This window comes from Agarivorans sp. (assembly GCF_050295395.1).
In the GTDB taxonomy this organism is placed as follows: Bacteria; Pseudomonadota; Gammaproteobacteria; order Enterobacterales; family Celerinatantimonadaceae; genus Agarivorans.
In genome coordinates this window covers 40,231-66,814 of record NZ_JBNKPP010000225.1, presented here as the reverse complement: position 1 = coordinate 66,814, position 26,584 = coordinate 40,231, and the positions used below count along the sequence as shown (strand labels likewise).

Below are 26,584 nucleotides of genomic sequence, written 5' to 3'. Positions count from 1 at the left end.
CAATTGCGGACTATAACCGCCAAATTGGTGGCCAGCATAGACACTCGCCACTGGCTGCATGCCCGACAATGTTCGCTGACCCGCGGTAATCTCCGCGAGTTCGGTCTGAATAAAATCAGCCTCTAAGGCTAGCTCTTGGCTGGCGGCCTCACTCACAATCACTAACTGAGGATCGCTTAAAGGCGTAGGTGGCTGCTGATGGCACAGCTCGGGCAAGGCTTGAGCGAAGCGATTGACAAATTCCATAGCGGCCTCTTGTTAATGATTGAAAAAATTATGGGGCTTGGTATTGATCGATTAAAGCTAAAAATTGATAACCGTAACGTTCTAGCTTTTTCAAGCCAACACCACTAATCGCCAGCATTTCGTGCTGGGTTTGCGGTTGCTGCTGAGCCATTTCTATTAGCGTAGCATCATTGAATACCACAAACGGAGGCACCGACTCTGCATCAGCTAGACGCTTTCTTAAGTTACGCAGCAAAGCGAACAAACGTTTATCGTACACCCCATAGTTAGCGGTTTTTTTACTTTGTTTAGTGGTATTGATACGCGGCACCGCTAACGACAGCGGAAGCTCGCCTTTTAAAAAAGGTCGGGCGGCTTCGGTTAACTGTAGCACCGAGCTACGCGCGATGTTTTGCTGTAATAAACCCAGATGAATCAGCTGGCGTAATACACTCATCCAATGTTCGTGACTGGCGTGTTTGCCAATCCCATGGGTAGATAACTTATCATGGCCTTGCTCTAGAATGCGCTGACTCATGCTGCCACGCAAGACCTCAATAACATAACCAACACCAAAGCGTTGGCCTAGACGATAAACGCAAGACAGCGCTTTTTGTGCATCTTGCAAGCCATCGTATTGCTTGGGCGGATCTAAACACACATCGCAGTTACCACAGGCAGTGGACAAATATTCACCGAAATAATTCAACAATACCTGACGACGACAAGTTTGCGCTTCAGCAAAGGCCACAATGGCATTAAATTTATGACTTTCTACGCGGCGCTGCTGCTCGTCTTCATTTTCTTCAATCATCCGCCGCAACCAATTGGCATCGGCGGGATCATAAAGTAATACCGCTTCGGCCTCGGTGCCATCGCGCCCGGCCCGCCCTGTTTCTTGATAATAAGCTTCGATGTTACGCGGAATGTCGTAGTGAAACACATACCGCACATTGGGTTTGTCGATGCCCATACCAAAGGCCACAGTGGCCACCACCACTTCTACCTCATCACGCTGAAATTGTTCTTGTACTGATTGCCGTTCGGCGATGGGCAAACCAGCATGATAGGCGGCGCTGCGGATCCCTTCAGCGCTTAATTTCTGCGCTAATTCTTCAACTCGCTTGCGGCTAGAGCAATAAACGATACCACTGTCTTCACGGCGGCGTTTTACAAAATCACTGAGCTGCTGCCACGGACGGTATTTTTCCTGCAAGGTATAGCGAATATTAGGTCTATCGAAGCTCGAGACTAAGGTGAAGGCTTCGGTTAAATTCAAGCGCTGCAAGATATCTTGGCGAGTGGTATCGTCGGCGGTAGCGGTGAGAGCCACCAAGGGCAAATGCGGAAAATGTTGCTTTAGGCAACCCAGTGCGTTGTACTCAGGGCGAAAATCATGCCCCCACTGGGAAATACAATGGGCTTCGTCGATGGCAAACATAGCCACATTGAGCTCGGCCAAACGGGCTAATAAATCACCGTTAATTAAGCGCTCTGGAGAAATATATAACAGCTTAATTTCGCCCTGTTGCAGGCGACGGTAGATTTGAAACTGCTGCTCACGCTCTAGGGTGGAATTAAGATAAGCGGCATTCACTCCGTTGCGCTGCAGGCTATCCACTTGGTCTTTCATCAAGGAAATCAGCGGTGATACCACCACGGTTAAACCCGTTTTAACGATGGCCGGGATCTGATAACACAACGACTTACCACCGCCTGTGGGCATAATCGCCAAACAGTCTTGATTGTCGAGCAGTCGCTGAATGACTTCCGCCTGCCCAGTTCTGAACTCGGCAAAACCAAAGACATCTTGTAATACTTGCTGGGCTCGTTGCATTCGCGCTAATAATCCAAAACTGAGGAGTCAACTAAACGGCCGAACATTGTAATCAAGCCTTGCGGTCTTGTCTTGGTTTGCCTTTATTCTTTTCTCGGGATAGAGTATTCAAACAGGTGTTTAACTTAGATAAGGCAAACTATGACCAGTCCACGACAGCAAAAATGGCGTCAAGCCATCGCCGATACTTTCATTCAAAAGATGCCATTTAATCGGCTACTTGGCATTGAGTTAGTTGACTACAGTGCAACCGGGGTAAGCCTTAAACTAGCGATGCGTGACGAGCTAGTCGGTAATCCGGTTCATGGTATTTTGCATGGTGGCGTGACCGCAACCATTCTCGATGTAGCCGGTGGGATGACCGCAGCAGCGGCGGCCATACAGCGCATGGAGCACTTATCCAGTAAAGAACTTTCCCAGCGCTTAAGTAAAACTGGCACCATTGATTTACGTATTGACTATCTTCGCCCCGGTGTAGGAGAGTTGTTCTTCGCTTCAGCTGAAGTGATCCGTTCAGGAAATAAAGTCACCGTAACACGCATGGAATTGCATAATCAGGCAGGCACCCATATCGCCTTTGGCACCGGAACCTATCTGGTGGGTTAGTGCACAAAAGTTGCCAAGCAAAGCCGGTTATTTACTGCATCGAACCAGATAATAATAAGGGTTTTAACTTAACTATAGCTATACTAAATACTGGTCATCTCTAGCACCGAAAGTGAGTAATATAATGAGCACCAGCCACACCGCACCTCTGCTTAACGAAACAATGCAGCAAATATTGTTGGAAGTTCAGCAATATAGCCAAAAGTTTCAATTAGAAGAGTTGGAACAATGGCTTGAGCACGAATTACACGGCTACGGTGATTTTGCCCATTTTCCTGATTATCGTATTGTTGAATGTAAGCAACTGGGCATTTTTGTTAAGCCCGATCAACAACTACAACATTTTGAAGAAATCCACGATGACTGCTTAAACGAACGAGACCGCTGTTTATTGCGTTATCTGCATATAAGTCGGCCATTAGATGAATGTTTAAGCAACGAGGACGAAATTCAACAGGCTTGGCCTATGCGCATTCTTGCCAGCTATGCCAATGACATCATTCCCGGCTACAGCTGCGTGCGCGCTTGGCAGAGTTATCATGCCCCCTTAAGCGAACGCTTTATTCAGGGCGTACTAGGTCACTTGCTGCACTTGTTAGAACTTAACCAGCAACCCGAGACCAAAGATCTATTAGGCAAAATTGGTCAACTATGCCAAGCCGAATACCACTTACATAAAGCTTGGCGCAGACTTTATAACGATAGCCCTTTAGAAGCCTAAGCCCGCTTCCACTGCGATAGCTCTAAAATAAGCTATGGTTGATTAACTACCTCCCTGCTACACTGTTCCATCTTTTTTACCCAACGCCTCTTTTATGCCTGACCAATCTGCAAAGCATGGTGTTTTATTTGCCCTTGCTGCCTACATTATGTGGGGAATTGCCCCGATCTATTTCAAAAGTTTGAGCACGGTTCCGGCGTATGAAATTTTGGCCCACCGCATCGTCTGGTCCTGCGTTTTTGTCGCCGGCTTATTATGGCTCGGTAAGCAATGGCCCGCCGTAGCGGCGGTATTCAAACGCCCCAAACAATTAGCGACCTTAAGCCTAACCTCACTGCTCATTGGGGTGAACTGGCTGGTATTTATTTGGTCGGTAAACAACGACCGATTACTCGATGCCAGCTTGGGTTATTACATCAATCCGCTATTTAATGTGGTCTTAGGTATGTTATTTCTTGGCGAGCGCTTTCGCCGTGCACAATGGGTGGCGATTGGCCTTGCCTTAATTGGAGTGATGATTCAGGTCATCAACTACGGTTCGCTACCATGGATTGCGCTCACCCTAGCCACTAGCTTTGGCCTATATGGGCTGCTACGAAAAAAGGTAAACTTAGCCTCCCTACCCGGCTTATTTGTAGAAACCTTGTTTCTATTACCTTTGGCGGCCACTTATTTACTGTTTTTTGCCAGCTCTAGCAGCAGCGACCTCAGTAGCAACAGCACCAACTTAAACCTCTTATTACTCAGTGCCGGTATCGTTACTACCCTACCCTTGTTATGCTTTGCGGCCGCAGCGATACGCTTACGTCTATCCACCATTGGCTTCTTTCAGTACATAGGCCCATCGCTGATGTTTATATTGGCCACCAACTTATTTGGTGAAAGCTTAAGCCCAGTAAAACTACTTACCTTTGCCTTTATTTGGTTGGGTTTAATCGTATTTACCTGGGATGCTTGGCGTAATCAGCGACAGCTACGCGCCGCCGCACAAGTTAAAGCGGCGCGTTAAAGCGCCTCTAAGCGGGCGTAAGCTAATACCAGCCACTTGGCTCCGGCTTCTTCAAACTGCACCTGCACACGGCTTTGCTGACCGGAGCCCTCATAGTTGAGTACTATGCCCGCGCCAAACTTGGGATGAGAAACCCGCTGACCTAAGCTGAAGCCACTATCATCAAAGGCGGCTTGCTGCAGCTGCGAAGAAAAGCGCCCCTGCTGCACCGGACGGCTCACGGTGGTATTCAAACGCACCTCTTCCAAGCAATCACTGGGTAATTCCCGTAAGAAGCGTGAAGGCGGATGAAATACCTCTTTACCCCATAAACGGCGACTTTCGGCATGGCAAAGGTAGAGTTTTTCCATGGCGCGAGTCATGCCCACATAACACAACCGACGCTCTTCTTCTAAGCGCCCAGACTCTTCGGCAGACTGCTGGCTAGGAAACATGCCTTCTTCAACACCCACCAAAAATACCACCGGAAATTCCAAACCTTTGGCACTGTGTAAAGTCATCAACTGCACTGCCGCTTCATCGGCTTCGGCCTGGTTATCTCCCGCCTCTAGCGCCGCATGCGATAAAAATGCTACCAATGGAGAGAGCTCTTGGTCTTGCTCCATCTGGGTAAACTGCTGAGTGGCCGTGACCAGCTCATCAAGGTTTTCTACTCGCGCCTGAGCCTTCTCGCCTTTCTCCGCTTGGTACATCGCCAATAAGCCAGAGCCCTTAATCACGTAATCACTTTGCTCGCCCAGTGCCATCTCTTGGGTTTGCAACTTAAGTTGTTCAATCAGCTGAACGAAATTCTTCACAGCATTAGCGGCTCGCCCCGACAAGGCATTGTGCTGTAGGCAATGGTCCACCGCTTGCCATAAACTCAACTGCTGCTCACGAGCGGCCTGACGCAATAAGTCTATGGTTCGTTGGCCTATGCCACGGGTAGGTGTATTCACCACCCGCTCAAAGGAAGCGTCGTCATGAGGGTTACTAATTAAGCGCAGGTAAGCCAAGGCATCTTTAATTTCTTGACGCTCGAAGAAGCGTAAACCGCCGTAGATGCGATAGGCCAAACGCTCCTGCATTAAGGCTTCTTCTAATACCCGCGACTGGGCGTTATTTCGATATAGGATGGCGCAGTCCGAGAGGCTAGCCCCCTGCTGCTCCACCCGTTGTTGGATCCGCGCCACCACGAAACGCGCCTCATCAATATCGTTAAAAGCAGTATAAACCGAGATCAACTCACCTTCTTTATCATCGGTCCATAGGCTTTTACCCATGCGCCCTTGGTTATTTTCAATCAATTGGTTAGAGGCTTTTAAAATGTTGGCACTACTGCGGTAGTTTTGTTCTAAACGGATGGTATTTACCTTGGGTACATCCAACTCAAAACTTTGAATATTTTCAATTTTAGCCCCGCGCCAGCCATAAATAGACTGGTCATCGTCACCCACAATGGTGATGTTGTTATGCTCGGTGACCAGCATGCGTAACCAAGCATATTGAATGGTGTTGGTATCTTGAAACTCGTCGACCAAGATGTGGCGAAAACGCTGCTGATAATGCTGCAGAATCTGCGGTTTTTTCAGCCATAGTTCATGCGCTCTTAGCAATAACTCGGCGAAGTCGACCAAACCAGAACGGTCACAGGCTTGCTGATAGGCTTGGTAAATTTCTAACTGCTTACGCTCAATTGGATTATGGCTATAGTCCACATGCTCGGCGCGCTGCCCTTCGTCTTTACGGGCATTGATATACCACTGCACCTGCTTAGCGGGCCACTGTTTTTCATCCAGATTCATCGCCTTTATCAAGCGCCGCAATAAACGGTATTGATCGTCAGAATCGATGATTTGAAAGTCTTCTGGCAAACCCGCATCACGGTAATGAGCGCGTAATAAGCGATGAGCCAAGGAATGGAAGGTGCCCATCCACATGCCCTGAAAACGGCTGCCCACCAGCTTTTCGACTCGCGAACGCATCTCGGCTGCAGCCTTGTTAGTAAAGGTTACCGACAAGATCGACATCGGAGAGACATTTTCTACCTGCATTAACCAAGCAATACGATGCACCAATACCCGTGTTTTACCACTGCCTGCACCGGCCAATAACAACATATTACTCGGGGGCGCAGCTACCGCTTCGCGCTGCTTATCATTAAGGCCGTCTAACAGCTCAGAAATATCCATGGGGTACTCTTGTGGGGAAAAACACCTGTATATTATAACAGGTGTTGTAGTTGTGCCAATTGGCTAATCTCAATATCCGGTAGACTTTGTAGCTGGCGCGCTTGTTGGCCATCTTGATTAAGCCAAATCGAGCGATAACCGGCCTTAGTGGCACCGGCAACATCGGTAATGCAATGATCGCCCACATGGGCCATCTGCTGGGGGGCGAGCCCCATTACCTGACTAGCATGCAGAAACATACTCGGTTCCGGTTTAGCTTTGAACTCGCCGCCGGCCTTAAGCTCTAGCTCAAAAATGCCAGCCAAACCAATTCGCTGAATATCGACATTACCGTTAGTAATCGCCAGTAGGCGGTAGTGCTTAGCCAGTTGCTTGAGCAGCGATAAGCTAGCTTCAGGAACCGTAAAATCACTGCGTACTGCAATAAACTGTTCAAATATAGAGGCCGCCAATTGGCTTGCTTGCTCAGGCGCGATGCCATGTTCAATAAAGGCCAAGCGTAACCAGGCTTTACGGCAAGCACTAACATCGCCACGTAACTCTGGGTGCAGCTTTAGCACTTTGCGTTTATAAGCCTGCCATTGTTGAGGGCCGAGATGGGCAGTGGCATGCACCTCTGATTTCAAATAGTCCATTAGCCATTGTTCAGCGCCTTGTATGTAACGATGGTTGTCATAAAGAGTATCGTCTAAATCAAAAGATAAAGCCTGAACCGGCGACCAGCTTCGATAAAAAATCATTCTCGACTCGCTTAAGGTTTGCGTTTTGCTCGAGGGTGGGCCGCATCATAAGAGCTGGCCAAATGAGCAAAATCAAGATGGGTATAAACTTGGGTGGTGGCCAAATTCGCGTGTCCGAGTAACTCCTGCACCACCCGCAAGTCGCCGCTACTTTCTAACAAATGGGTGGCAAAGGAATGGCGTAATTTATGTGGATGCAGAGTACTGGAAAGGTGCATCTGCTGCGCCCAGTGCTGCAAACGTTTTTGCACCGTTCTATGGCTAATCCGCTGCTGGCGGCTACTAACAAACAGGGCGGGTTCATCTTCATCCATCACCAATAAACGGCGCTGTTTAAGCCATTGTTTGAGTGCTTGTTCGGCCTTACGACCAAACGGCAGCCAACGCTGCTTATTACCCTTACCGGTAACAATCACCTGCTGCTGGGAAAAATCCACATCATTGACATTCAGAGCCACCAATTCGGCCAAACGCATACCGCTAGCATAAAGCAGCTCCATCATCGCTAAGTCACGGCAACTAAGCAGTTCATCGCTGGGCATAGACAACAACTGATTCAGCGCGTCTACATCGAGGTTTTTTGGTAAAGGTTTAGCCTGCTTCGGCGCAGACACACCCACTACAGGGTTTAAATTGACAATTTGTTGCTGTACTAGATAATGAAAAAAACTGCGCAGAGCCGATAACTTATTGGCCATGGAACGCGCCGATAGACCGCGGCTTTTCAGTTTCAGCAACAACGTTCTTACCTTGTCACTGTCTACCTGTTGCCAGCTGTCGCAACCCAATTGGGCGAACAGCTTACTTTGTTCTAATAAGCTACGCTGATAGGCGCTAATGGTCGCTGGACTGTAGCGGCGTTCGACTTCGAGGTGGTGTAGGAATAACTCTATCTGCTGCTGCATACTCAACCGCAGCGTTGCTCTTGCACTGGCACTAATCGCAACATCAAACTGCCAATGACTTGGCAAAGCTGGGTAAGCAATAAGCTATCCATACCAGCCACGTAATGGTCGGCATCGTGGCTGGCCGCCACAAAAAAGCCCAGTTCGGCATTATGGCCTAAGGGCATTAACGCCACCGATGCCAAGCCGTCGATGTCATTAAATAATAACTCCAACTCACCCTTAGTCATTCTCCCAAAATAATGCGGCTGATGACTCAAACGGGTCACCCTAATCCGCTCAATTTGCTCTTGCTCAAGAGCAAACTCAGGCGACAACTCAGTTAAATCAAAATACTGCTGATTCAAACGTAAAGAAACACAAGCCACCCCAAGGTCATCCACTAAGGCGCGACTTAAGCGGTGCTGTAATTCGGCAAAAGAGTCGCAGGCCATTAGATCTGGCAAGAGATCAACATAGACGTGATAGATCCGCTCGTTCAGGCTAGCCACCATCATTAAATCGGTGATTTCCTGCTCCAAGCTCAGCACCTTATCGCGAAGCCGCTGTACTTGCAGCTCCACTAAAGATACCGCTCCCTTTTCTTTGTGGGGTAAGCGCAGTTGTTTAATTAACTGCGGATGACGCATGAAGAAATCTGGATTATCCAATAGGAATTCTAACACCAGAGTTTCATCAATCAGCAAAGGCTGGGAGAGATCAAAATCACTCATATATGTACCTGTCCATCAAACACTATGGTTGCCGGTCCGGTCATTTTCACCGGTTTGCCTTCCCCTTCCCATTGAATACTTAAGCGTCCACCGGGCAAATCAACGTTTACCGTCTCATCTAATTTGCCCTGTTGGCGTCCCACCACCATCGCAGCACAAGCGCCGGTGCCGCAGGCCAGCGTTTCACCCACGCCACGCTCAAAGACCCGCAATTTAATATGCTTAGGGTCGATAATTTGGCTAAAGCCTACATTCACTTTTTGTGGGAAACGCTCATGTTTCTCTAAACGTTTACCCACTGTTTCTAATGGGGCTTGGCTAATATCATCCACCTCTATCACGCAGTGCGGATTCCCCATCGACACCACGCCAGCAAACACCGTTTGCTCGCCATCGCGCAGAATGTAGGTTTTTTCGGCCTTTTTAGCGCGAAAAGGAATTTGACTAGGCTCAAAAATCGGTACGCCCATATTCACCGTTACCTGCCCGTCGTTTTCAACATGCAGCACAATTTTGCCAGACTTGGTGCTCACGCCAATACTACGTTTATTGGTAAGCCCCTTATTTACCACGAATCGGGCAAAACAACGGGCGCCATTACCACATTGCTCCACCTCACTACCATCGGCATTAAATATCCGATAGTGAAAATCCAACTCCGGATCATAAGGCGGTTCAACCACTAAAAATTGATCGAAGCCAATGCCGAAATTGCGGTCAGCCAAACGACTAATCACTTCTTGATTGAAAAATACATTTTGCGTGACGTTGTCGATCACCACAAAATCATTTCCCAAACCATGCATCTTAGTAAAGTTAACCAGCATCGGTTTATCCTTCAGGCAATAAGGCTTCACCGGCCCACAACGAAGCCAGCTCTTCGCGCTCACGTACCAAATGGGCTTGTTCGCCATCAACCATAACCTCGGCGGCCCGACAACGAGAGTTGTAATTTGAACTCATGGTGAAACCGTAAGCACCTGACGAGCGCACTGCGATGTAATCATCTTGCTGAATTGCCAGTTCTCGGTCCTTGCCTAGGAAATCGCCGGTTTCACAAATCGGACCCACCACATCGTAACTACGAGCGCTTAGCTCTGGGCGTTTAATCACCGGCACAATCCGTTGCCATGCACTGTATAATGACGGGCGGATTAAATCGTTCATTGCCGCATCCACAATGGCAAAGTTTTTCGATTCGGAAATCTTTAAGAACTCCACCTTAGATACCAAGATACCAGCATTAGCCATAATTGCCCGTCCCGGTTCAAACAACAGTTTTAGTGGACGGTCGCCTAAACGCTCGGCCAAAGCTTGCGCGTAATCTGCCGGTTCTGGAGGTGTTTCTTGGTCGTAATTTACCCCCAGTCCGCCACCTACATCGAGATGCTCAATCACAATGCCCTGCTCGGCCAACTGGTCAATTAAGGCGAGTAATTTATCAATCGCTTCGACAAATGGCGCAATCTCGGTGAGCTGCGAACCTATGTGGCAGTCTAAACCCACCACCTGTAGACCTGGCAAGCTTGCGGCATAAGCATAAGCCTCTGCTGCGCGCTCAATGGCAATACCAAATTTATTTTCTTTTAAACCGGTTGAGATATAAGGGTGAGTGCCGGCATCAATATCTGGGTTAATCCGTAATGAAATGGGCGCTAATTTGCCTAAGTCTTGGGCCACTTTACTAATGCGGTCTAACTCGGGCTCAGACTCAACATTAAAGCAATAAATGCCCTGTTCTAAGGCAGTGGCAATTTCGGCCTCAGTTTTACCCACGCCGGAAAACACCACCTTACTAGGGTCGCCACCAGCCTGAATGACCCGAGCTAATTCACCGCCGGAAACAATATCGAAACCTGAACCCATGCGTGCCATCAGGTTCAATACGGCAAGGTTCGAATTCGCTTTTACTGCATAACAGATCAAGTGGGGACGTTCACCCGCAGCCTTATCAAAAGCCTGCCAATGACGTTCTATGGTGGCACGCGAATATACGTAAAGAGGCGTACCGTAGGTGTTCGCTAAATCAGCTACCGAGCATTGTTCTGCGTATAAGTGCTCGTTTTGATAACTAAAAAAATCCAATGATCTGTCCTTTTTATGTTGCCCAGCTTACTCGCTTGGCGTTACTTGCTGTGGCGCGTTGTCTGGCGCGGGTTGCGGGTGAGTCAGCGGTCCTTTTTGACCACAGCCACTTAAGCCTATACTTAGCAAAATAACGGCGATTGCTTGTTTGTTCATGATTAAGCCATGATTCTTTTTTGAATGCCCTCTATAATCCGCATTCGACGCAAGAAAAGCAATAGGACAGGATGATTGTGATGAATGATAGCCAATATCACCAGTTGGTAGACGATGCCTTTGAGCGTATCGAACAAACCATGGATAGTGACGACTTCGACATCGAGTGTGATATCAACGGTGGCGTGCTCACTCTTGAGTTTGAAAACCGCAGTAAAATGGTGATTAACAAACAGGAACCTCTGCATCAATTATGGCTAGCGACTAAATTTGGTGGCTACCACTTTGAATGGCAGCAACAACAACAGCAGTGGATATGTAATAGAAGCGGGGTAGAGTTTTGGTCGTTTTTGGTGGAGTCAATCGCTAAACAAAGCGGCGAGCAATTAAACTTTAACTAAGTCTGATTACTGCGATAAGACGCAACTTGCCATTGGCCATTTACCACCACAATGTCGTAAAACTGTGGCAAGTTAAAGTTTACCACCTCATGGCGAGTGCCGTATTGCTCGCGCGATGAGGTATAGAAACGGTTAATCCCTTGCACTAGTTCTTCTTTACTGCCTTCAAAATCTTGATACATTTCAATGCGATTGTGTTCATCCACAATATAAATATTGAAGCCCTTAGCGAGATCTTCAAAGAAATATTGCACCAAGCCTTCACTGGCATGAGCCTCCACCACGTTGGGCACCTTGGTGCTACGGCCAGCATTTAACTGCAAGGGCAAGCGTTGTAACTTGTTGTTGGAAAGTTGGCGATAAAACTCCACGCCGTTCTCTAGTTTCTTCACCGACACCCCACGGTCTTCAATAAATAAACCGTATTTATCACTACCCAATACAATAGTTTTAACGATGCGTTTATCGCTAGGTTGTAAACGGTTTTTAATACTTTCTACTAACAGCTGTTTAAAGTTTGCGCCGATTTGCTCACGCAAATTTTCGGCATAACAAAATACGTCTATGTGCTCAGGAATATTCGCGTCTCGGTGCATTTTGCCTAACACGGTGGTGAGCGCATCCACTACGGCGCTATCACCAGAAAAATGCAAAGTGCGGATCTCGTTCCAAGTATTGCGATAAATTAAATCAACCGAACCCACTAAGCAGTCAGATTCGCGGCCAAAGCTGAATACATCAGTGGAAAGTGCATCAAATTCGATAACTTTCCCACCCCAGTTAGCAGTAGGGTCTTTTTCTAAATTGATAAACACGCCCAGATGGCGGATTTCACAAGGACGGGTTAACGCAAGGTTACTCGCGGCATCCACATTTACGGGAAAAGCGCGCCGCAAATCTTCGGCAAATTGATTCAGCGTATCTAAGGTAAGGTCACCGTGATGTTGATGCAGGCCCAGTTGAGTTTGCGCCGTTTTCAGCTGATTGAAATAGCTCCAAGCCACCAGCTTAGAAATATAACTGGCGTGCTCCAATGGCGCTTGGCCAACAATAGCCAAACCGGTTAAAGGTTGCTTATACAAATACCAACCTTCGGCGCAGCTGCGTCCCTTAGGCACATGAATAAAGCTAAGGTAACGCTCTGACAGGTCGGGAGAAATTTGCGGGTTGATTAGCGTCACTTTGCCCGGCAAACTTTCAAAGGCTGCATACAACTTACGCGATAAAATGCCAATGTCTTCGGGGTTAATTGATTCACTGATGTCGTTGCGTCGAGCAAAACGGATCAAATTGCGATAACTTAACATCAAGGCATCTAGCAATTCGCTATGCGCCAAACGCACGTCTTGCACTTTCCAGGCGCGGCGTAAATTAAGGTGCTCAATTTTATGCTGGTTCCACTTCCATTGCTTGACCAACTTCGCCATGAACCGCTGCTGCCAAGTTAAGGAGCGCACCTCAAGCAAGTCACTGGGCAGCGGATTACATTCGCAGTTCTTCAAATAGAAACAACGGCGCACTAAATCTAAGCGCGCATAATCCTCTATAGACTCAAGGTACTTGGTCACCTTACTCAGCATTAAATAATAGGCATCCTGCTCGAAGCTAAATTCTTGATTCTGCTGAATCAAACGTTTGGCCTCTACCGCTAATAAACTCGGCCGAGGATAATCTGCTGAGTAGGCTTCCATTAACATGGTTTTCAGCACGGCTTTATAGGGCGAGTCGATCCCCTTATACAGCTGCCATAGACCCGAGCCAAAGTACTCTTCCGCGGGAATGGTATCTAAGCCACCAAGATCTAACCACTGCTCATGGTTAAACGCTCCAGATTCAAACTGCTGCTGAACAAAGCTATCGTAGCTTTGTTCCAGATCACTGGGAACGGCAAACCAAACCAAGTGTTTACCCGCCAAGGGTAAAGCGGTGCGATAGAACTCATCTAATAACAATAGGTGCTGTGCGCTGCCGCAATTGTCTTTTGACAACTCACTAATCGAACCAGTTTTAAACTGGTTTTCCTGCACCATGAAAAAGTTTAATTCAACCCCTTGATGGGCAGCCCAAGAAGAGATTTGCGCACATTTTTCGTTGAGTAGAGCCAGTCTATCGGCGGCTAAATTACTGGCGTGGCAGACCCAAATATCTAAATCACTAGACTCGGTTTGCCCGACTGTGGCGGTACTGCCCATTGAATACAAACCAAGAATGTCATGTTCGGTGGGTTCATCTGGGGTGCACAAAAAATGCTGCTGCAAATAAATGGCATGACGGGCACTAGCGCTGAACTGGCAGACCCCTCTGGGCACATCACCTTCCACAAAACCGGGAATACAAGGATGCGAGTAATGCAGCATCAAGGGCAACAGCTCAAATACCTGCTGCGCTGCAGCGGGCATAGTTTGCAATGCCAACTGTTTTCTCTGCTGATTAAAAAGGGTCGCCTTCTCCATTAGAGAGGCAATAGTATCTCGCAACTTGAATTACCTAGTGTTAATGCTCGTATGTTAAATGTAATTTAGATATCACTAAAGTGTGATCATCTTAACAGTTAGTATAATAGTGGTAAACAGATATGCACACTCATAGTGAGGATATTTTATACAATGAATCAAGCCCAATACCTAAGCTAAAACAAACTTTTGTTGGTTTTTCGCCAGACAGCAAACTTGGGCATGTTCGCAACAGATGATACTATCGAACAACAAAATAAAAGGGTAAGTGTTTGTGAAGAAAGTAAGAATCGCGACTCGTCAGAGTCCCCTAGCAATGTGGCAGGCTTATTTTGTAAAGGCAGAATTAGAACGTCACCATCCCGGTATTGTGGTAGAGCTGCTCCCCATAACCACGCGAGGCGATAAGATCCTCGATACGCCTCTCGCAAAAATTGGTGGAAAGGGACTTTTTATCAAAGAGTTAGAACACGCGATGTTGGATGACCTTGCTGATATTGCGGTACATTCGATGAAAGATGTACCAATGGAGTTTCCCGAAGGCTTAGGTCTACATTGTATTTGCCTGCGCGAAGATCCCAGAGACGCCTTTGTGAGTAATCACTACGCTAGCATTGATGCCCTTCCCCAAGGCGCCGTAGTCGGTACTTCTAGCTTGCGTCGCCAATGCCAACTCAAAGCGCAACGCCCCGACCTGATTGTTAAAGATTTACGTGGCAATGTGAATACCCGCTTAGCCAAACTCGATGCGGGTGAATTTGACGCCATCATTTTAGCTAGCGCAGGTTTATTACGCTTAGAAATGGTCGAGCGGATCCGCGATTTCATTGCGGCAGAGCAAATTTTACCCGCCGGAGGCCAAGGAGCCGTGGGCATTGAATGTCGTAATGACGATAGTGATTTACAGGCTTTGTTGCAACCACTGCACCATGCCGATACAGCCTGTCGAGTGATGGCCGAACGAGCTATGAACCGACGTTTAGAAGGCGGTTGCCAAGTTCCGATTGGCTGTTTTGCCGAACTACAAGACCAGCAGCTAAAAATACGCGGTTTAGTCGGCGCACCGGATGGCTCACAAATCATAGAAAAACAAATCATTGGCCCACGAGCCCAAGCCGAACAGTTAGGTTTAAAACTAGCAGAACAACTTTTAGACGCCGGAGCGGCCCCCATTTTACAAGCTGTATACCAACAACAATAAGGACAAGCGCTTGCATCAAGTATTGGTTACCCGCCCTGAGCCGAATAATCAACGCTGTGTCACACGGCTGCAAGCCAATGGTCATTCTGCCATTGGCGCACCAATGCTCGAAATCAAGCCAAGCGAACAACTGGGTCAACTACCTACATTATTTGCCTCACTGGATAGCCATAGACTAGTGGTAGCAGTGAGTCAATATGCCGTCGAATCCTGCCAAAACTACTTACAACAACATCGGCTGAGCTGGCCCGCAAGCCCTCACTATTTAGCCGTTGGCCAAGCCACCGCAGAGTGCTGGCAACAATACGGCATAAGAGCCATGGTGCCACAACGCCAAGACAGCGAAGGCATGCTGCAGTTAATTCAACAGCAACTCGGCAATATACACACCGCTTACATCCTACGTGGGCAACAAGGAAGAGAGTGGCTAGCAGAACAACTGCAAGCCCAAGGGATAAAAGTTAACTACCTGAGTTGTTATCAACGTCATTTAATAGACTACGCTCAACCACAACTTGAACAATGGCCGTCACAGATCAACACTATTGTGGCTACCAGTGGTGAAATATTGAAACACCTGACTACCCTTATGAGTAGCACTCGGCAAGCAACTTGGCTACGCCAAACCACCCTACTAGTGCCAAGCCAACGCTTGCAGAATTACGCTGTGAGTTTGGGATTTGAACATATAATATTGTGTAATGGTGCATCGGATCAGGCATGTGTTGAGGCTTTAGCGCACACGCCGCCACCTGCAAGGAATCAACATGACCCAGAATAAATCAGAAGATAGTCCAAATAAGGCTACTCTCCCCAACGATTCAACCACTGAAACTGAAAATGCCAAGGCGAAACCGAGCCGTAAACGGCCGAATAAACAAAGCGAGCCAAGCGCTTCACAAGCCAAAACCGCCACTCGCATAGCGGTGGCTGCCATGGTACTCAGCCTCGCTACTACCGCGGGCCTATATTGGCATGGGCATCAGTTTAGAGAACATACCAACGCTCAGTTGCACCTGTTAAATACCAGCTTAGCCGCCAAAGAACAAAACCTCATGACTGTGCAAACCAACAATCAAGCCAGCATTGAGCAGCTCAAACAACACCTGAATGACTTACGCCAAGTGAATGATGCGCTAAGCGCTAAATTGGATGCCACCGAGCAACATCGCCAAACCATAGAGCAACAATTGGCGCTGCTTAATATAAAAGATGCTAACCATTGGCGGCTTAACGAGGCCAACTACCTACTACAATTAGCCGCTCACAAATTATGGTTAGAGCACGATGTAGCCACAGCTATTGCATTATTAGTAGAAGCCGATGCCAGTATTAATCACGCCCAAGACCCTCATCTATTGCCGCTACGTCGAGCCATTAATAATGACATTAGCGTGCTTAAAGCGCTGCCTTTAACCGATAAAGAGGGCATTGCTTTTCGCTTAGAAGGTATCTTGCAACAAACCGAGCAACTGAAACTGGCAGAAATCGATTTACCACAAGCCAGTGAACTACTGAATAATGATCTAAGCAGTGACAGTGCCGATTGGCAAAGCAACCTATTAAAAAGCTGGCGTAAATTTAGTGAAAACTTTATTACCGTGCGGCGTCGTGACGGACAAGTAGAAGCCTTGGTGGAACCACAGCACGCATGGTATCTAAAAGAAAACCTGAAATTACAAATTCAGCAGGCCGAGCAAGCGCTATTCCGCTCCCAAGGCGAGTTATTTAAAGCCAAACTGCAACGCGCCGCAACTTGGATTAGCAGTTATTTCATGCAAAACACTCAGGCTCAAGCGTTGATCGACGAACTACAACAGCTGCAACAACTAACAATTGTCGATAGCGTCCCAGAGCAGTTAAGCAGCCTTAATGCTGCAGAAAAGGCCATCAAAGAACGTCAGCAACGGCTGTTGCCTTCTTTAGAGGGAGACAGTAATGGTTAAAATCATTATTCTGCTGCTGGCCATCGCCATCGGCCTGGCCTTGGGCCCACAGTTGGCTGGAAATAAAGGCTACGTGCTCATCGCTTTCGATAATTACACCATCGAGATGTCAGTCACCAGCGCCTTGTTCCTTAGCTTTCTACTGTTCTGCGCGCTGTTATTCAGCTTATGGCTAGCTCGCTGGTTATGGCTAAGTTTCTCTCGCAGTGGTGCCTGGTGGGGCCAACGACGCAAACAAAAAGCAATCAGCCATACCCAACAAGGGATGCTGGCAATGATGCGAGGCGACTATCAAAATGCCGAAAAACTGGTGAGTAAGGCCGCCGGTTTCAGTGATGCGCCGGCCCTCAACTACCTTGCAGCAGCCGAAGCTGCTCAGGAGCAAGGGCAAGATAAAAAACGTGATAAATACTTAGAACAAGCGACTCGCATAGCCGATAACGATGCTGCAGTTTTAATGACTCAGGCGCGACTTCAGCTTAAGCAGCAAAACTATGCTGCTGCGCTAAACAGTTTAGAGCAGCTGCCCCATGACAGCTTTAAACAACCCAACGTAAAACGGATGCTGTTAAGCATATTGCCTGCTCTTGGACTATGGCAGCGTTACATCGACCTTCTGCCTTCGGCCAATAAGTTAGGTTTAATCGACCAACAGCAGTTGCAAACCGAGTTATCGCACGGCTATCAACAGTTGTTTATCGAACTCGCCAATAGTCAAGGCTCTGAAGCCGTAGCCGCTCACTGGAACAACATGCCACGTAAGCAGAAAAAACAAATGAGCATTGCTGCTGCCGCCTGTTTAGCCTTAATTAAATCCGGCGATAATAACGCCGCCTACCAGCTATTAGGTGACTTGATTAATCGTCATACCGACAGTGATTTACTCAGTGTAGCCAGCCAATTGCAGCTCAGCGATCCTTATCCCTTGCTGCAACAGCTATTAAAATTACGCCACAAGCATCCAGAAAATGCCGAACTGTTATGTTTAATCGCCCGCTTATATGCCCAACAAGAGCAATGGCCAGAAGCCAAAGACTTCTATCAGCAAAGTATCCAGCTGGCGCCCAGCTTAAGTAGTTATCAGGGCCTAGCCGAAGTGCACCGACAACTCAATGAGCATGAGCAGGCTATCCACTATTATCGCCAAGCCTTGGCGATATAAAAAACCGGCTATAAAAAAGGCGAGCTCAGCTCGCCTTGTTCAATCAAACAACGACTTAAATAAACTCGTAAGCGTCACCATGTAACTGGGCCAACGGTAAACCCTGCTGAGTAAAGGCGGTTCGTGCCACGTCGGCCATTTCAAAACGCCCAGCAATATACACCTCTAAATGACTCATATCGGCAAAATCTTCTAATACCGCTTGGTGCACTAGACCGCGTTTTCCAGTCCACTGCGATACGGCGTTTTCTAATACTGGTACAAACTTAACCCGATCTAACTCGGCCCACTGGTAGGCAAGTTCATGTAAGTACAAACCACCTAAGTTACGTCCGCCCCAATACAAATACACTTCACGGTCTTGCTCGGTATCGATGATGTGCTCGATAATTGACTTAGCATAAGAAAAACCAGTACCACCAACCATAATTAATATCGGCCGTTGGCTAGTTTCGTCCAAGCCCGCATGGCCAAATGGCATTTCCACCTCAATTTCGCCACTATTTTTCAATTTTTCAATTACTTGCCGAGCATACGCATTATTTTCCGGCGCCCCTATATGCAGCTCAAATAACTCGCTTTGCTCTGGCGAGCTGGCTAACGAGAAGGGCCGCTTATCATCTTCTGCCATAACAATTTGCAGGTACTGACCAGCCACAAAATCTTGGCTTTGTTCAGGCTGTAACTCAACATTAAATATGTCATCTAAAATCGGCGAGACCGATGCAACCTTGCACGTAATGCGTTTCATACTTTCACCCTTCTAAACTTATCGTTAAATCTGATTTTGCACTGGCTATACAAGCCAAAAACCAACCTTGTTGCTGCTCGGCATTGCTCAACATAGGAGCCATGCCATGATAAACCAGCTCACCGCTGATACGGCGAGCCAAACAACGACAGCAAGCTCCTTGTCGACATCGATTTGGCCAAGCTATTCCCTGCTTCAAAGCGGCATTAAGAATAGGCTGCTCTGCTTCGACCGAAAAAACCTGTTGTTCTAATCTGACTTGAAAAGTCCGAGTCATTAATCAATACCCAGCTGAGACCAGATGCTATCTATCCGCTGTTTTACCTCAGGACTCATTGCTATCACCTCTCCCCACTCTCGGTGAGTTTCGCCTGGCCATTTATTGGTCGCATCCATGCCCATTTTTGAACCTAAACCTGATACAGGTGAAGCAAAATCTAAGTAATCAATTGGCGTGTGTTCAATTAAGGTGGTATCTCGACTCGGATCCATACGGGTGGTAATAGCCCATATTACATCCTGCCAACTACGCGCGTTAATATCATCATCACAAACGATAACAAATTTAGTATACATAAATTGTCTTAAAAATGACCAAACACCCAGCATGACCCGTTTAGCATGTCCAGGATACTGTTTCTTAATGGTCACCACCGCCATTCGATAAGAGCAACCTTCAGGAGGCAAATAGAAGTCGACAATTTCCGGAAATTGCTTTTGCAAGATCGGCACAAAGACTTCGTTTAATGCCACCCCTAATACCGCCGGTTCATCCGGTGGCCGCCCGGTATAGGTGCTATGGTAAATGGGATCTTTACGCATGGTAATGTGAGTAATAGTAAATACTGGAAACTCATCCACTTCATTGTAATATCCGGTATGGTCACCATAAGGGCCTTCCGCCGCCATTTCACCCGGCTGTAAATACCCCTCTAAAACAATCTCGGCGCTGGCCGGCACTTCCAAATCATTGCTCACACATTTCACGGTTTCAGTACGCCCGCCGCGCAGCAACCCAGCGAAAGCATATTCCGACAGGGTATCTGGCACCGGAGTCACAGCCCCCAAAATAGTTGCGGGATCGGCTCCCAAGGCCACCGAAACCGGATAGGGTTTCCCGGGGTGAAGCTCCTGAAACTCTCTAAAATCAATCGCCCCACCCCGATGTGATAGCCAGCGCATGATCAGTTTATTTTTGGCCAATTTTTGTTGGCGATAAATACCGAGATTTTGCCGTTTTTTATAAGGTCCACGGGTAATGGTGAGGCCCCAAGTCACTAGCGGAGCCACATCGCCGGGCCAACAATGCTGAATCGGCAACTTATCTAAGTCCACCTCATCCCCTTGCCAAACAATTTCCTGACACGGTGCGGAACGTAACTTCTTGGTTGGCATGTTTAATACTTGTTTGAAAATAGGCAGCTTTTCCCATAGCTCTTTCAAACCTTTAGGGGGTTCTGGCTCTTTTAAATATGACAGCCAAGTACCCACTTCTCTCAGTGCACTCACCGATTCCTGCCCCATGCCCAAGGCCACCCGCTCAGGCGTACCAAACAGATTGCCTAATACCGGCATGCTGTGGCCCTTAACATTTTCAAACAATAAAGCTGGCCCACCCGCTTTCAAGGTGCGATCGCAAATCTCTGTCATTTCCAGTTCGGTAGACACTTCAAAGCTGATGCGCTTTAACTCGCCACGCTGTTCTAGCAGTGCGATAAAGTCCCGTAAATCTTTATATTTCATAGTTATAACCTAGCTATGTAGATACGCGATGATTAGCGTGACTGCATTTCAATCATCACCATTGCAGCTAATTCTCGGTGCTCGGAATCTCTAAACTGTGCCAGTATAAATTGCGCCGCAGGAGGATAGCTGCGTCCCAAACGGGCAATGGCACTGTAAGCAAAATACAGTAATTCGGGATTCTCGGCCGCGGTTTTTAATAAACGCAATGCTCGCTCCCCTGTTAAATTTTCTCTGGCCCACTCCAACAATGACACACTGTATTGATCCATCGGTAAACGCAGCACGGCGTCCAGCGCCTGATCGCTACCAATGCCCATGGCCAAAGACACCCGTAAATGGTTATCCGGGAAATACAGGCCCTGCGGCATCTGTTGCTGAATATACGCCGACTGCTCGCTACTCAAACGGCTAAATGCACGGATCACATCCAATTGTTGACCTAGCAATAAGGGATTATTACGGCGAAAAATCAAAGGCCACTGGAATTCGTCACGTAATAGCTGACTAAGATAAAGTTGCGAGCGCTCGGCTGAAACCTGATTCAAGATCAAACTACGGGCTAAAGCAGGATAGTCGTAAGTAGGCCGTATTACCTCATAGCCATCAATCACCGCAGCTTCGAGAATACGCGGCCTTTCCAGTGCCAACTCGGCTAACCAGGATTGCAAGTGTTGCTTGGGAATATAATTATTTTGCTGTAAATAACGAAGGCTACGAAACAATAAAGCCTCGCGGTCTTCGGTGCGCAAATAAGGCAGTAACCCTTGTAGCCATTCGGTTTTATCTTGCATCAAGCTATCAACGCTACGTTGCAAAATCATCAAAGGAACTTGCTGGTTAAGAGGGGCGGATTGGGGATTAGGTCCCGGATGCTCGGCTTGAGCAGAGAGTTGAAAAATTAGGCCGAAAACTAACAGTAAGCGTTTCATCATCCCAAATGAAACTGGCCGCTTGCACGGCCAGTCTTCGCTTACTTCTTCTGTGCTTTCATCGCGTCGAAGAATTCATCATTGGTTTTGGTCATTGCCAATTTATCAATCAAGAACTCCATCGCGCCGGTTTCATCCATAGGATGGACAATCTTACGCAAAATCCACATTTTCTGTAGCTCATCGGCTCCGGTTAATAACTCTTCACGACGAGTACCAGAACGATTGATATCAATAGCAGGATAAACACGTTTTTCAGCAATTTTACGGCTTAAGTGTAATTCCATGTTACCGGTACCCTTAAACTCTTCGTAAATTACTTCGTCCATCTTCGAACCAGTATCAACCAAAGCGGTGGCAATAATGGTTAAGCTGCCCCCTTCTTCCACGTTACGTGCGGCACCAAAGAAACGCTTCGGACGGTGTAGCGCATTGGCGTCAACACCACCTGTTAGCACCTTACCCGAAGAAGGAATAACCGTATTGTAGGCACGAGCAAGACGAGTAATTGAATCCAAAAGAATAATTACATCCTTCTTGTGCTCTACTAAACGTTTTGCTTTTTCAATTACCATTTCAGCCACTTGTACGTGACGACTGGCTGGTTCATCAAAGGTTGAAGCAATCACTTCGCCACGAACCAAACGTTGCATTTCGGTCACTTCTTCCGGACGTTCATCAATTAGTAATACGATCAATTCACATTCTGGGTGATTAAACGCCACGTTCTGGGCAATGTTTTGCAACAGCATGGTTTTACCGGCTTTAGGTGGAGCAACAATCAAACCACGTTGCCCTTTACCAATCGGTGAGGCTAAATCAAGCACCCGAGCAGTAATGTCTTCGGTAGAACCATTTCCACGCTCCATCCTTAAACGGTCATTAGCATGTAGCGGGGTTAAGTTTTCAAATAAAATTTTGTTACGCGAGTTTTCAGGCTTGTCGTGGTTTACTTGGCCAATTTTAAGTAGGGCAAAGTAACGCTCGCCTTCTTTTGGTGGACGAATTTTACCCTCTACCGTGTCACCAGTGCGCAAGTTAAAGCGACGGATTTGACTAGGAGAAACATAAATATCATCAGGACCAGCTAAGTAAGAGCAGTCAGCACTGCGTAAAAAGCCGAAGCCGTCTTGCAAAATCTCCAGTACACCATGACCGAAAATCGCTTCGCCACTTTTGGCGTGAGCTTTTAGGATCGAGAAGATAATGTCTTGCTTGCGTAATCGGGCCAGGTTTTCTAAGCCCATTGACTCGCCTAGCGTAATCAGTTCATGGACAGGGGTATTTTTTAGCTCAGTTAAATTCATAATGGTGAGTATTCAGTTTTATCGAAAAGGCTGACAGCAGCATGAGTTAGGTTTATTGGAGATGCTTACTCGACTGTTTAGTCGGCCAAGGGGTAGCCTCTAATAACGGGCGTAGGAAAAATTCGGATTTAAAATTAGCACTAATGTGGAGAAAGATCCAGCAAAAGCAGGCAACGAATGTCGACCTGCTCACACTGTGACTATAGGTTCTCGTCTAAAAAGGCTGTTAGCTGAGCTTTTGATAATGCTCCAACCTTAGTCGCCGCTACTTTGCCGTCTTTAAATAACAATAAAGTAGGGATGCCACGAATACCAAATTTAGGCGGTGTTGCTGGGTTTTGGTCGATGTTAAGTTTACCCACAACCACTTTACCTTGGTACTCATCAGCCACTTCATCAAGAATCGGCGCGATCATCTTACATGGGCCACACCATTCTGCCCAGAAATCAACCAGTACTGGGGTACTAGCATTAATTACGTCAGCGTCAAAGCTGTCATCACTAAGCTGAACTAATTTTTCGCTCATTTATTACTCCAAATATTCTTCTTTATCGGTCTCGATATACCAGCCTATTTGAAATCATCCTACCCATGAATGCAAGCCTAAGCTCATTCCAAGGCAATCTAAGCTACTCCAAATTAACATAAGTGGATAATCTATACATTTAGCGATAAATGGGTGCTGGTAGTGCCGAATAGCTGTGATATGCTTACGCCATGAGCAAAACACATTTAACAGAACTTCGATTCGCCGAATTAGGACTGCAGGATAAGGTACTAGAAGCCTTAGAGCAGCACGGCTATCACAATTGCACCCCGATCCAGGCGCAAAGCTTGCCTATCTTAACTAAAGGTAAAGATATTGCTGGCCAGGCGCAGACCGGCACGGGGAAAACTTTAGCCTTTTTAGTGGCCACGTTTAATCACCTGTTGATATCAGCAGAACCCGAAACGCGCCAACAAAATCAACCGCGCGCCATTATCCTTGCGCCAACTCGCGAACTGGCTATCCAGATCCATAACGATGCCCGTCTATTAGCTAAGGCAACTGGCTTAAAATTAGGGCTGGTGTATGGCGGCGAAGGTTATGCCAGCCAACGTGCCAGCTTGGACGAGGGCGTCGATATTCTGATTGGTACTACTGGCCGAATGATCGACTACTTCAAGCAAGGTGCTTTCAGTTTGAACTCGATTCAAGCCATGGTACTTGATGAAGCCGACCGCATGTTCGACCTTGGTTTTATTAAAGACATTCGCTACTTAATGCGTCGTATGCCCGAACCCAAAACACGTTTAAACATGCTGTTTTCAGCCACCCTTTCATTCAAAGTGAAAGAGCTAGCGTTTGAGCACATGAACGAACCTGAGCATGTGATTGTTGAGCCAGAGCAAATGACCGGCGCGCGTATCCAAGAAGAGCTATTTTATCCGTCAAATGAAGACAAAATGGCCTTGTTGCAAACCCTAATAGAAGAAGAATGGCCAGAACGTGCCATTATTTTTGCTAATACCAAGCACCGTTGTGAAGACATTTGGGGACATTTGGTAGCCGACCAACATCGCGTTGGCTTGTTAACCGGTGACATTCCGCAGCGCAAACGGGTGAAAATTCTAGAACAGTTCACTCAAGGAGACCTAGACATTCTAGTGGCCACCGACGTTGCTGCGCGCGGCTTGCATATTCCTGAAGTCACCCACGTGTTTAACTATGACCTACCCGACGATGCAGAAGACTATGTGCACCGCATTGGCCGAACCGGCCGAGCTGGCGCCAGTGGGCATGCTATTAGCCTAGCCTGTGAAGAGTACGTGTTTAATCTACCGGCAATTGAAGAGTATATTAAACACCCCGTTCCGGTGAGCCAATATGATAGCGAAGCCTTACTACGTGACTTGCCTAAAGCGCAACGCATCCATCGTGCTAAAACCAATAGCGGCCGCAGTGGCAAACGGGGTAACAGTCGAGCGAATAACGGCCCGTCAAATCGGCGCCCGCGTCACTAAGTAATAAGTCATTGTAAGGAACACAGTGTCTAAAGAATGTCCCTTCTATGCCGCCATTGATTTAGGCTCTAACAGCTTCCACATGTTAATCGTGCGGGAGCTTAGTGGCAGCATACAAACCATCGCCAAAGTGAAACGTAAAGTTCGCTTGGCGGCGGGCTTAGGCGCCGATGACTCTCTCGACCAAGCAGCCATGGTTCGAGGCTGGCAATGCCTGAGCCTATTTGCTGAACAACTGCGTGACATTCCCGACGAACAAATCAAAATCGTGGCCACCGCCACGCTGCGCCGAGCCACCAATGCCGCAGAGTTTCTTGCTCAGGCAGAAAAAATTCTTCATCATAAAATACGCATTATTAGTGGTGAGACCGAAGCCAAAATCATTTATCGCGGCGTAGCCCATACCAGTAGTGGTAGCGGCAAGCGTCTGGTTATCGATATTGGCGGAGCCAGCACCGAGCTGGTGATTGGTGAGCAAAGTGAAGCACTGCTGCTAAATAGCTTAGACCTTGGCTGTGTGACTTGGTTAAAACGCTTTTTTCAAGAGCAACTCAGCCAAGCCAACTTTGATGCGGCCATTGCTGCCGCCCAGCAAGTGATTAACCCGGTTATCAGCGATTATCGCAGGCTCGGTTGGCAAAGCAGTGTGGGGGCCTCTGGCACCATTCAAGCCCTATCTGAAGTGATTACCGCCCAAGGCATGGATGAACGCATCACCTACCAGAAACTGAAAACCATTCAACAACAGGTAATTGCTTGTGGCCATCTCGAACATCTTAATATTGTTGGTTTAGAGGAAGAACGCAAACCCGTATTTGCCTCTGGCCTAGCGATATTAATCGCCTTATTTGAAAGCTTGCAGATTAAATCGCTAACCCTTGCCGGTGGTGCGCTACGTGAAGGCTTGGTTTATAGTCTGCTTAGCCAAGAAGAGACCAGCAGTGTCCGAACCCGCACCGCCGATAGTTTTGTAAAACGTCACCGAATCGACCGTCCGCACGCTCAGCGGGTGGCCAATTGCGCTTTAGCCATGGCCAAGCAGTTGTCTCCGAGCTTGAGTAATCGCGCCTTAAGCTTACTGAAGTGGGCGGCAATGTTCCATGAGGTCGGCTTAAACATCGAATTTAAACGCGCCCCCCAGCACGCTGCATATATTATTGACCATTCTGATTTGCCCGGCTTTACTAGCGCACAAAAACATCTAGTGTCTAATTTATTGCTTAACCAACGGGGCGAGTGGCAAGCGCAATTGTTAGAACAACAGCACGCTTTACCTCTCAATGAGGCACAAGTACTGGCACGTTTGCTGCGTATTGCGATTATTGTTTGCATGCGGCGCACTGAAGACAGCGTGCCTAAGATTACCTTATTACAAACAGACTTAGACTGGCGCTTGTGTTTTCCGCCCACCTGGAACGAACAACACCCGCTACGCGCAGCCGAACTAGAATTAGAAGCCGAAGTGCAACGCCAAGCCGGTTATCCGCTAGAGATCATCGAAGCCCTCTGCTAGTT

General features: G+C 47.5%; 26 protein-coding genes. 10 read left to right on the top strand and 16 right to left on the bottom strand.

What is annotated here, in order from left to right; genetic code table 11:
* Together ACQY6Q_RS13015 and recQ are read right to left on the bottom strand one after the other, a co-directional pair.
* Window positions 1-246 (bottom strand): protein adenylyltransferase SelO family protein (locus ACQY6Q_RS13015; RefSeq protein WP_427982043.1); only part of this gene is annotated, 246 nt, incomplete at its 3' end.
* 28 nt (window positions 247-274) lie between these two features.
* On the bottom strand, window positions 275-2,062 hold the full coding sequence (recQ, locus tag ACQY6Q_RS13010; RefSeq protein WP_427982042.1) for a DNA helicase RecQ: 1,788 nt from the start codon (window positions 2,060-2,062) through the stop codon (window positions 275-277).
* A 141-nt stretch (window positions 2,063-2,203) separates the two neighbouring features.
* Between recQ and ACQY6Q_RS13005 the strand changes: the two genes are divergently transcribed.
* The 3 genes from ACQY6Q_RS13005 (at window position 2,204) to rarD (ending at window position 4,398) form a co-directional block, all read left to right on the top strand.
* Complete coding sequence (locus tag ACQY6Q_RS13005) at window positions 2,204-2,668, top strand: thioesterase family protein (protein ID WP_427982041.1); 465 nt, start codon at window positions 2,204-2,206, stop codon at window positions 2,666-2,668.
* 124 nt (window positions 2,669-2,792) lie between these two features.
* Complete coding sequence (locus ACQY6Q_RS13000; protein ID WP_427982040.1) at window positions 2,793-3,389, top strand: hypothetical protein; 597 nt, start codon at window positions 2,793-2,795, stop codon at window positions 3,387-3,389.
* Between the two features lie 94 nt (window positions 3,390-3,483).
* Window positions 3,484-4,398, top strand: coding sequence for an EamA family transporter RarD (gene rarD, locus ACQY6Q_RS12995; protein ID WP_427982039.1), 915 nt, complete (start codon window positions 3,484-3,486; stop codon window positions 4,396-4,398).
* Here rarD and uvrD read toward each other — a convergent pair.
* The 7 genes from uvrD to lptM are packed head-to-tail and all read right to left on the bottom strand — an operon-like array spanning window position 4,395 to window position 11,168.
* Complete coding sequence (gene uvrD / locus ACQY6Q_RS12990) at window positions 4,395-6,569, bottom strand: DNA helicase II (RefSeq protein ID WP_427982037.1); 2,175 nt, start codon at window positions 6,567-6,569, stop codon at window positions 4,395-4,397. The two genes, rarD and uvrD, sit on opposite strands and share 4 nt — an antisense overlap.
* A 32-nt stretch (window positions 6,570-6,601) precedes the next feature.
* Window positions 6,602-7,309: an HAD-IA family hydrolase gene (locus ACQY6Q_RS12985; RefSeq protein WP_427982036.1), complete on the bottom strand. Its 708-nt coding sequence runs from the start codon at window positions 7,307-7,309 to the stop codon at window positions 6,602-6,604.
* 11 nt (window positions 7,310-7,320) lie between these two features.
* A complete protein-coding gene (xerC, locus tag ACQY6Q_RS12980) occupies window positions 7,321-8,214 on the bottom strand; it encodes a tyrosine recombinase XerC (protein ID WP_427982035.1) in 894 nt (297 codons plus the stop codon).
* A 2-nt stretch (window positions 8,215-8,216) separates the two neighbouring features.
* A complete protein-coding gene (locus tag ACQY6Q_RS12975) occupies window positions 8,217-8,927 on the bottom strand; it encodes a DUF484 family protein (protein ID WP_427982034.1) in 711 nt (236 codons plus the stop codon).
* Window positions 8,924-9,754: a diaminopimelate epimerase gene (gene dapF, locus ACQY6Q_RS12970; RefSeq protein ID WP_427982033.1), complete on the bottom strand. Its 831-nt coding sequence runs from the start codon at window positions 9,752-9,754 to the stop codon at window positions 8,924-8,926. The genes ACQY6Q_RS12975 and dapF overlap by 4 nt, the downstream gene beginning before the upstream one ends.
* Before the next feature lie 4 nt (window positions 9,755-9,758).
* A complete protein-coding gene (gene lysA / locus ACQY6Q_RS12965) occupies window positions 9,759-11,012 on the bottom strand; it encodes a diaminopimelate decarboxylase (RefSeq protein WP_427982032.1) in 1,254 nt (417 codons plus the stop codon).
* 27 nt (window positions 11,013-11,039) lie between these two features.
* On the bottom strand, window positions 11,040-11,168 hold the full coding sequence (lptM, locus tag ACQY6Q_RS12960; protein WP_427982031.1) for an LPS translocon maturation chaperone LptM: 129 nt from the start codon (window positions 11,166-11,168) through the stop codon (window positions 11,040-11,042).
* Between the two features lie 80 nt (window positions 11,169-11,248).
* Here lptM and cyaY point away from each other — a divergent pair, with 80 nt between their 5' ends.
* Complete coding sequence (gene cyaY, locus ACQY6Q_RS12955; protein WP_427982028.1) at window positions 11,249-11,569, top strand: iron donor protein CyaY; 321 nt, start codon at window positions 11,249-11,251, stop codon at window positions 11,567-11,569.
* On the opposite strand, the gene ACQY6Q_RS12950 is transcribed toward cyaY, so the two are convergent.
* Window positions 11,566-14,046 carry a class I adenylate cyclase gene (locus tag ACQY6Q_RS12950; protein ID WP_427982026.1) on the bottom strand — a complete coding sequence of 827 codons (2,481 nt, stop codon included), beginning with the start codon at window positions 14,044-14,046 and terminating at the stop codon, window positions 11,566-11,568. The genes cyaY and ACQY6Q_RS12950 overlap by 4 nt on opposite strands.
* 244 nt (window positions 14,047-14,290) lie before the next feature.
* Here ACQY6Q_RS12950 and hemC point away from each other — a divergent pair, with 244 nt between their 5' ends.
* From hemC to ACQY6Q_RS12930, 4 genes are read left to right on the top strand one after another with little or no spacing between them, the layout of a single operon-like run.
* Complete coding sequence (gene hemC / locus ACQY6Q_RS12945; protein WP_427982024.1) at window positions 14,291-15,223, top strand: hydroxymethylbilane synthase; 933 nt, start codon at window positions 14,291-14,293, stop codon at window positions 15,221-15,223.
* Between the two features lie 10 nt (window positions 15,224-15,233).
* Complete coding sequence (locus ACQY6Q_RS12940) at window positions 15,234-16,004, top strand: uroporphyrinogen-III synthase (protein WP_427982022.1); 771 nt, start codon at window positions 15,234-15,236, stop codon at window positions 16,002-16,004.
* Window positions 15,991-17,169 (top strand): uroporphyrinogen-III C-methyltransferase, encoded by a 1,179-nt coding sequence (locus ACQY6Q_RS12935; RefSeq protein WP_427982020.1) that lies wholly within the window; start codon window positions 15,991-15,993, stop codon window positions 17,167-17,169. Before ACQY6Q_RS12940 ends, ACQY6Q_RS12935 begins: the two co-directional genes overlap by 14 nt.
* Window positions 17,162-18,331 (top strand): heme biosynthesis HemY N-terminal domain-containing protein, encoded by a 1,170-nt coding sequence (locus tag ACQY6Q_RS12930; RefSeq protein WP_427982018.1) that lies wholly within the window; start codon window positions 17,162-17,164, stop codon window positions 18,329-18,331. The genes ACQY6Q_RS12935 and ACQY6Q_RS12930 overlap by 8 nt, the downstream gene beginning before the upstream one ends.
* Before the next feature lie 55 nt (window positions 18,332-18,386).
* Here ACQY6Q_RS12930 and fre read toward each other — a convergent pair whose 3' ends face one another.
* The 6 genes from fre to trxA all read right to left on the bottom strand — a co-directional run bounded on the left by fre (window position 18,387) and on the right by trxA (window position 23,591).
* On the bottom strand, window positions 18,387-19,082 hold the full coding sequence (fre, locus tag ACQY6Q_RS12925; RefSeq protein WP_427982016.1) for an NAD(P)H-flavin reductase: 696 nt from the start codon (window positions 19,080-19,082) through the stop codon (window positions 18,387-18,389).
* A 4-nt stretch (window positions 19,083-19,086) separates the two neighbouring features.
* Window positions 19,087-19,359, bottom strand: a complete 273-nt coding sequence (locus ACQY6Q_RS12920) for a 2Fe-2S iron-sulfur cluster-binding protein (protein WP_427982014.1) — start codon at window positions 19,357-19,359, stop codon at window positions 19,087-19,089.
* Window positions 19,359-20,825, bottom strand: coding sequence for a 4-hydroxy-3-polyprenylbenzoate decarboxylase (gene ubiD, locus ACQY6Q_RS12915; RefSeq protein WP_427982012.1), 1,467 nt, complete (start codon window positions 20,823-20,825; stop codon window positions 19,359-19,361). The genes ACQY6Q_RS12920 and ubiD overlap by 1 nt, the downstream gene beginning before the upstream one ends.
* 32 nt (window positions 20,826-20,857) lie before the next feature.
* Window positions 20,858-21,760, bottom strand: coding sequence for a hypothetical protein (locus ACQY6Q_RS12910; protein ID WP_427982011.1), 903 nt, complete (start codon window positions 21,758-21,760; stop codon window positions 20,858-20,860).
* A 38-nt stretch (window positions 21,761-21,798) separates the two neighbouring features.
* The gene (gene rho / locus ACQY6Q_RS12905) at window positions 21,799-23,064 is read right to left on the bottom strand and encodes a transcription termination factor Rho (RefSeq protein ID WP_427982010.1); all 1,266 of its coding nucleotides are present in this window, start codon (window positions 23,062-23,064) and stop codon (window positions 21,799-21,801) included.
* 200 nt (window positions 23,065-23,264) lie between these two features.
* Window positions 23,265-23,591 (bottom strand): thioredoxin TrxA, encoded by a 327-nt coding sequence (gene trxA / locus ACQY6Q_RS12900; protein ID WP_427982008.1) that lies wholly within the window; start codon window positions 23,589-23,591, stop codon window positions 23,265-23,267.
* Between the two features lie 191 nt (window positions 23,592-23,782).
* Here trxA and rhlB point away from each other — a divergent pair, with 191 nt between their 5' ends.
* Together rhlB and gppA are read left to right on the top strand one after the other, a co-directional pair.
* Window positions 23,783-25,069: an ATP-dependent RNA helicase RhlB gene (gene rhlB, locus ACQY6Q_RS12895; protein WP_427982006.1), complete on the top strand. Its 1,287-nt coding sequence runs from the start codon at window positions 23,783-23,785 to the stop codon at window positions 25,067-25,069.
* 25 nt (window positions 25,070-25,094) lie between these two features.
* The gene (gppA, locus tag ACQY6Q_RS12890) at window positions 25,095-26,582 is read left to right on the top strand and encodes a guanosine-5'-triphosphate,3'-diphosphate diphosphatase (RefSeq protein ID WP_427982004.1); all 1,488 of its coding nucleotides are present in this window, start codon (window positions 25,095-25,097) and stop codon (window positions 26,580-26,582) included.
* The last annotated feature ends 2 nt before the right edge of the window (window positions 26,583-26,584 follow it).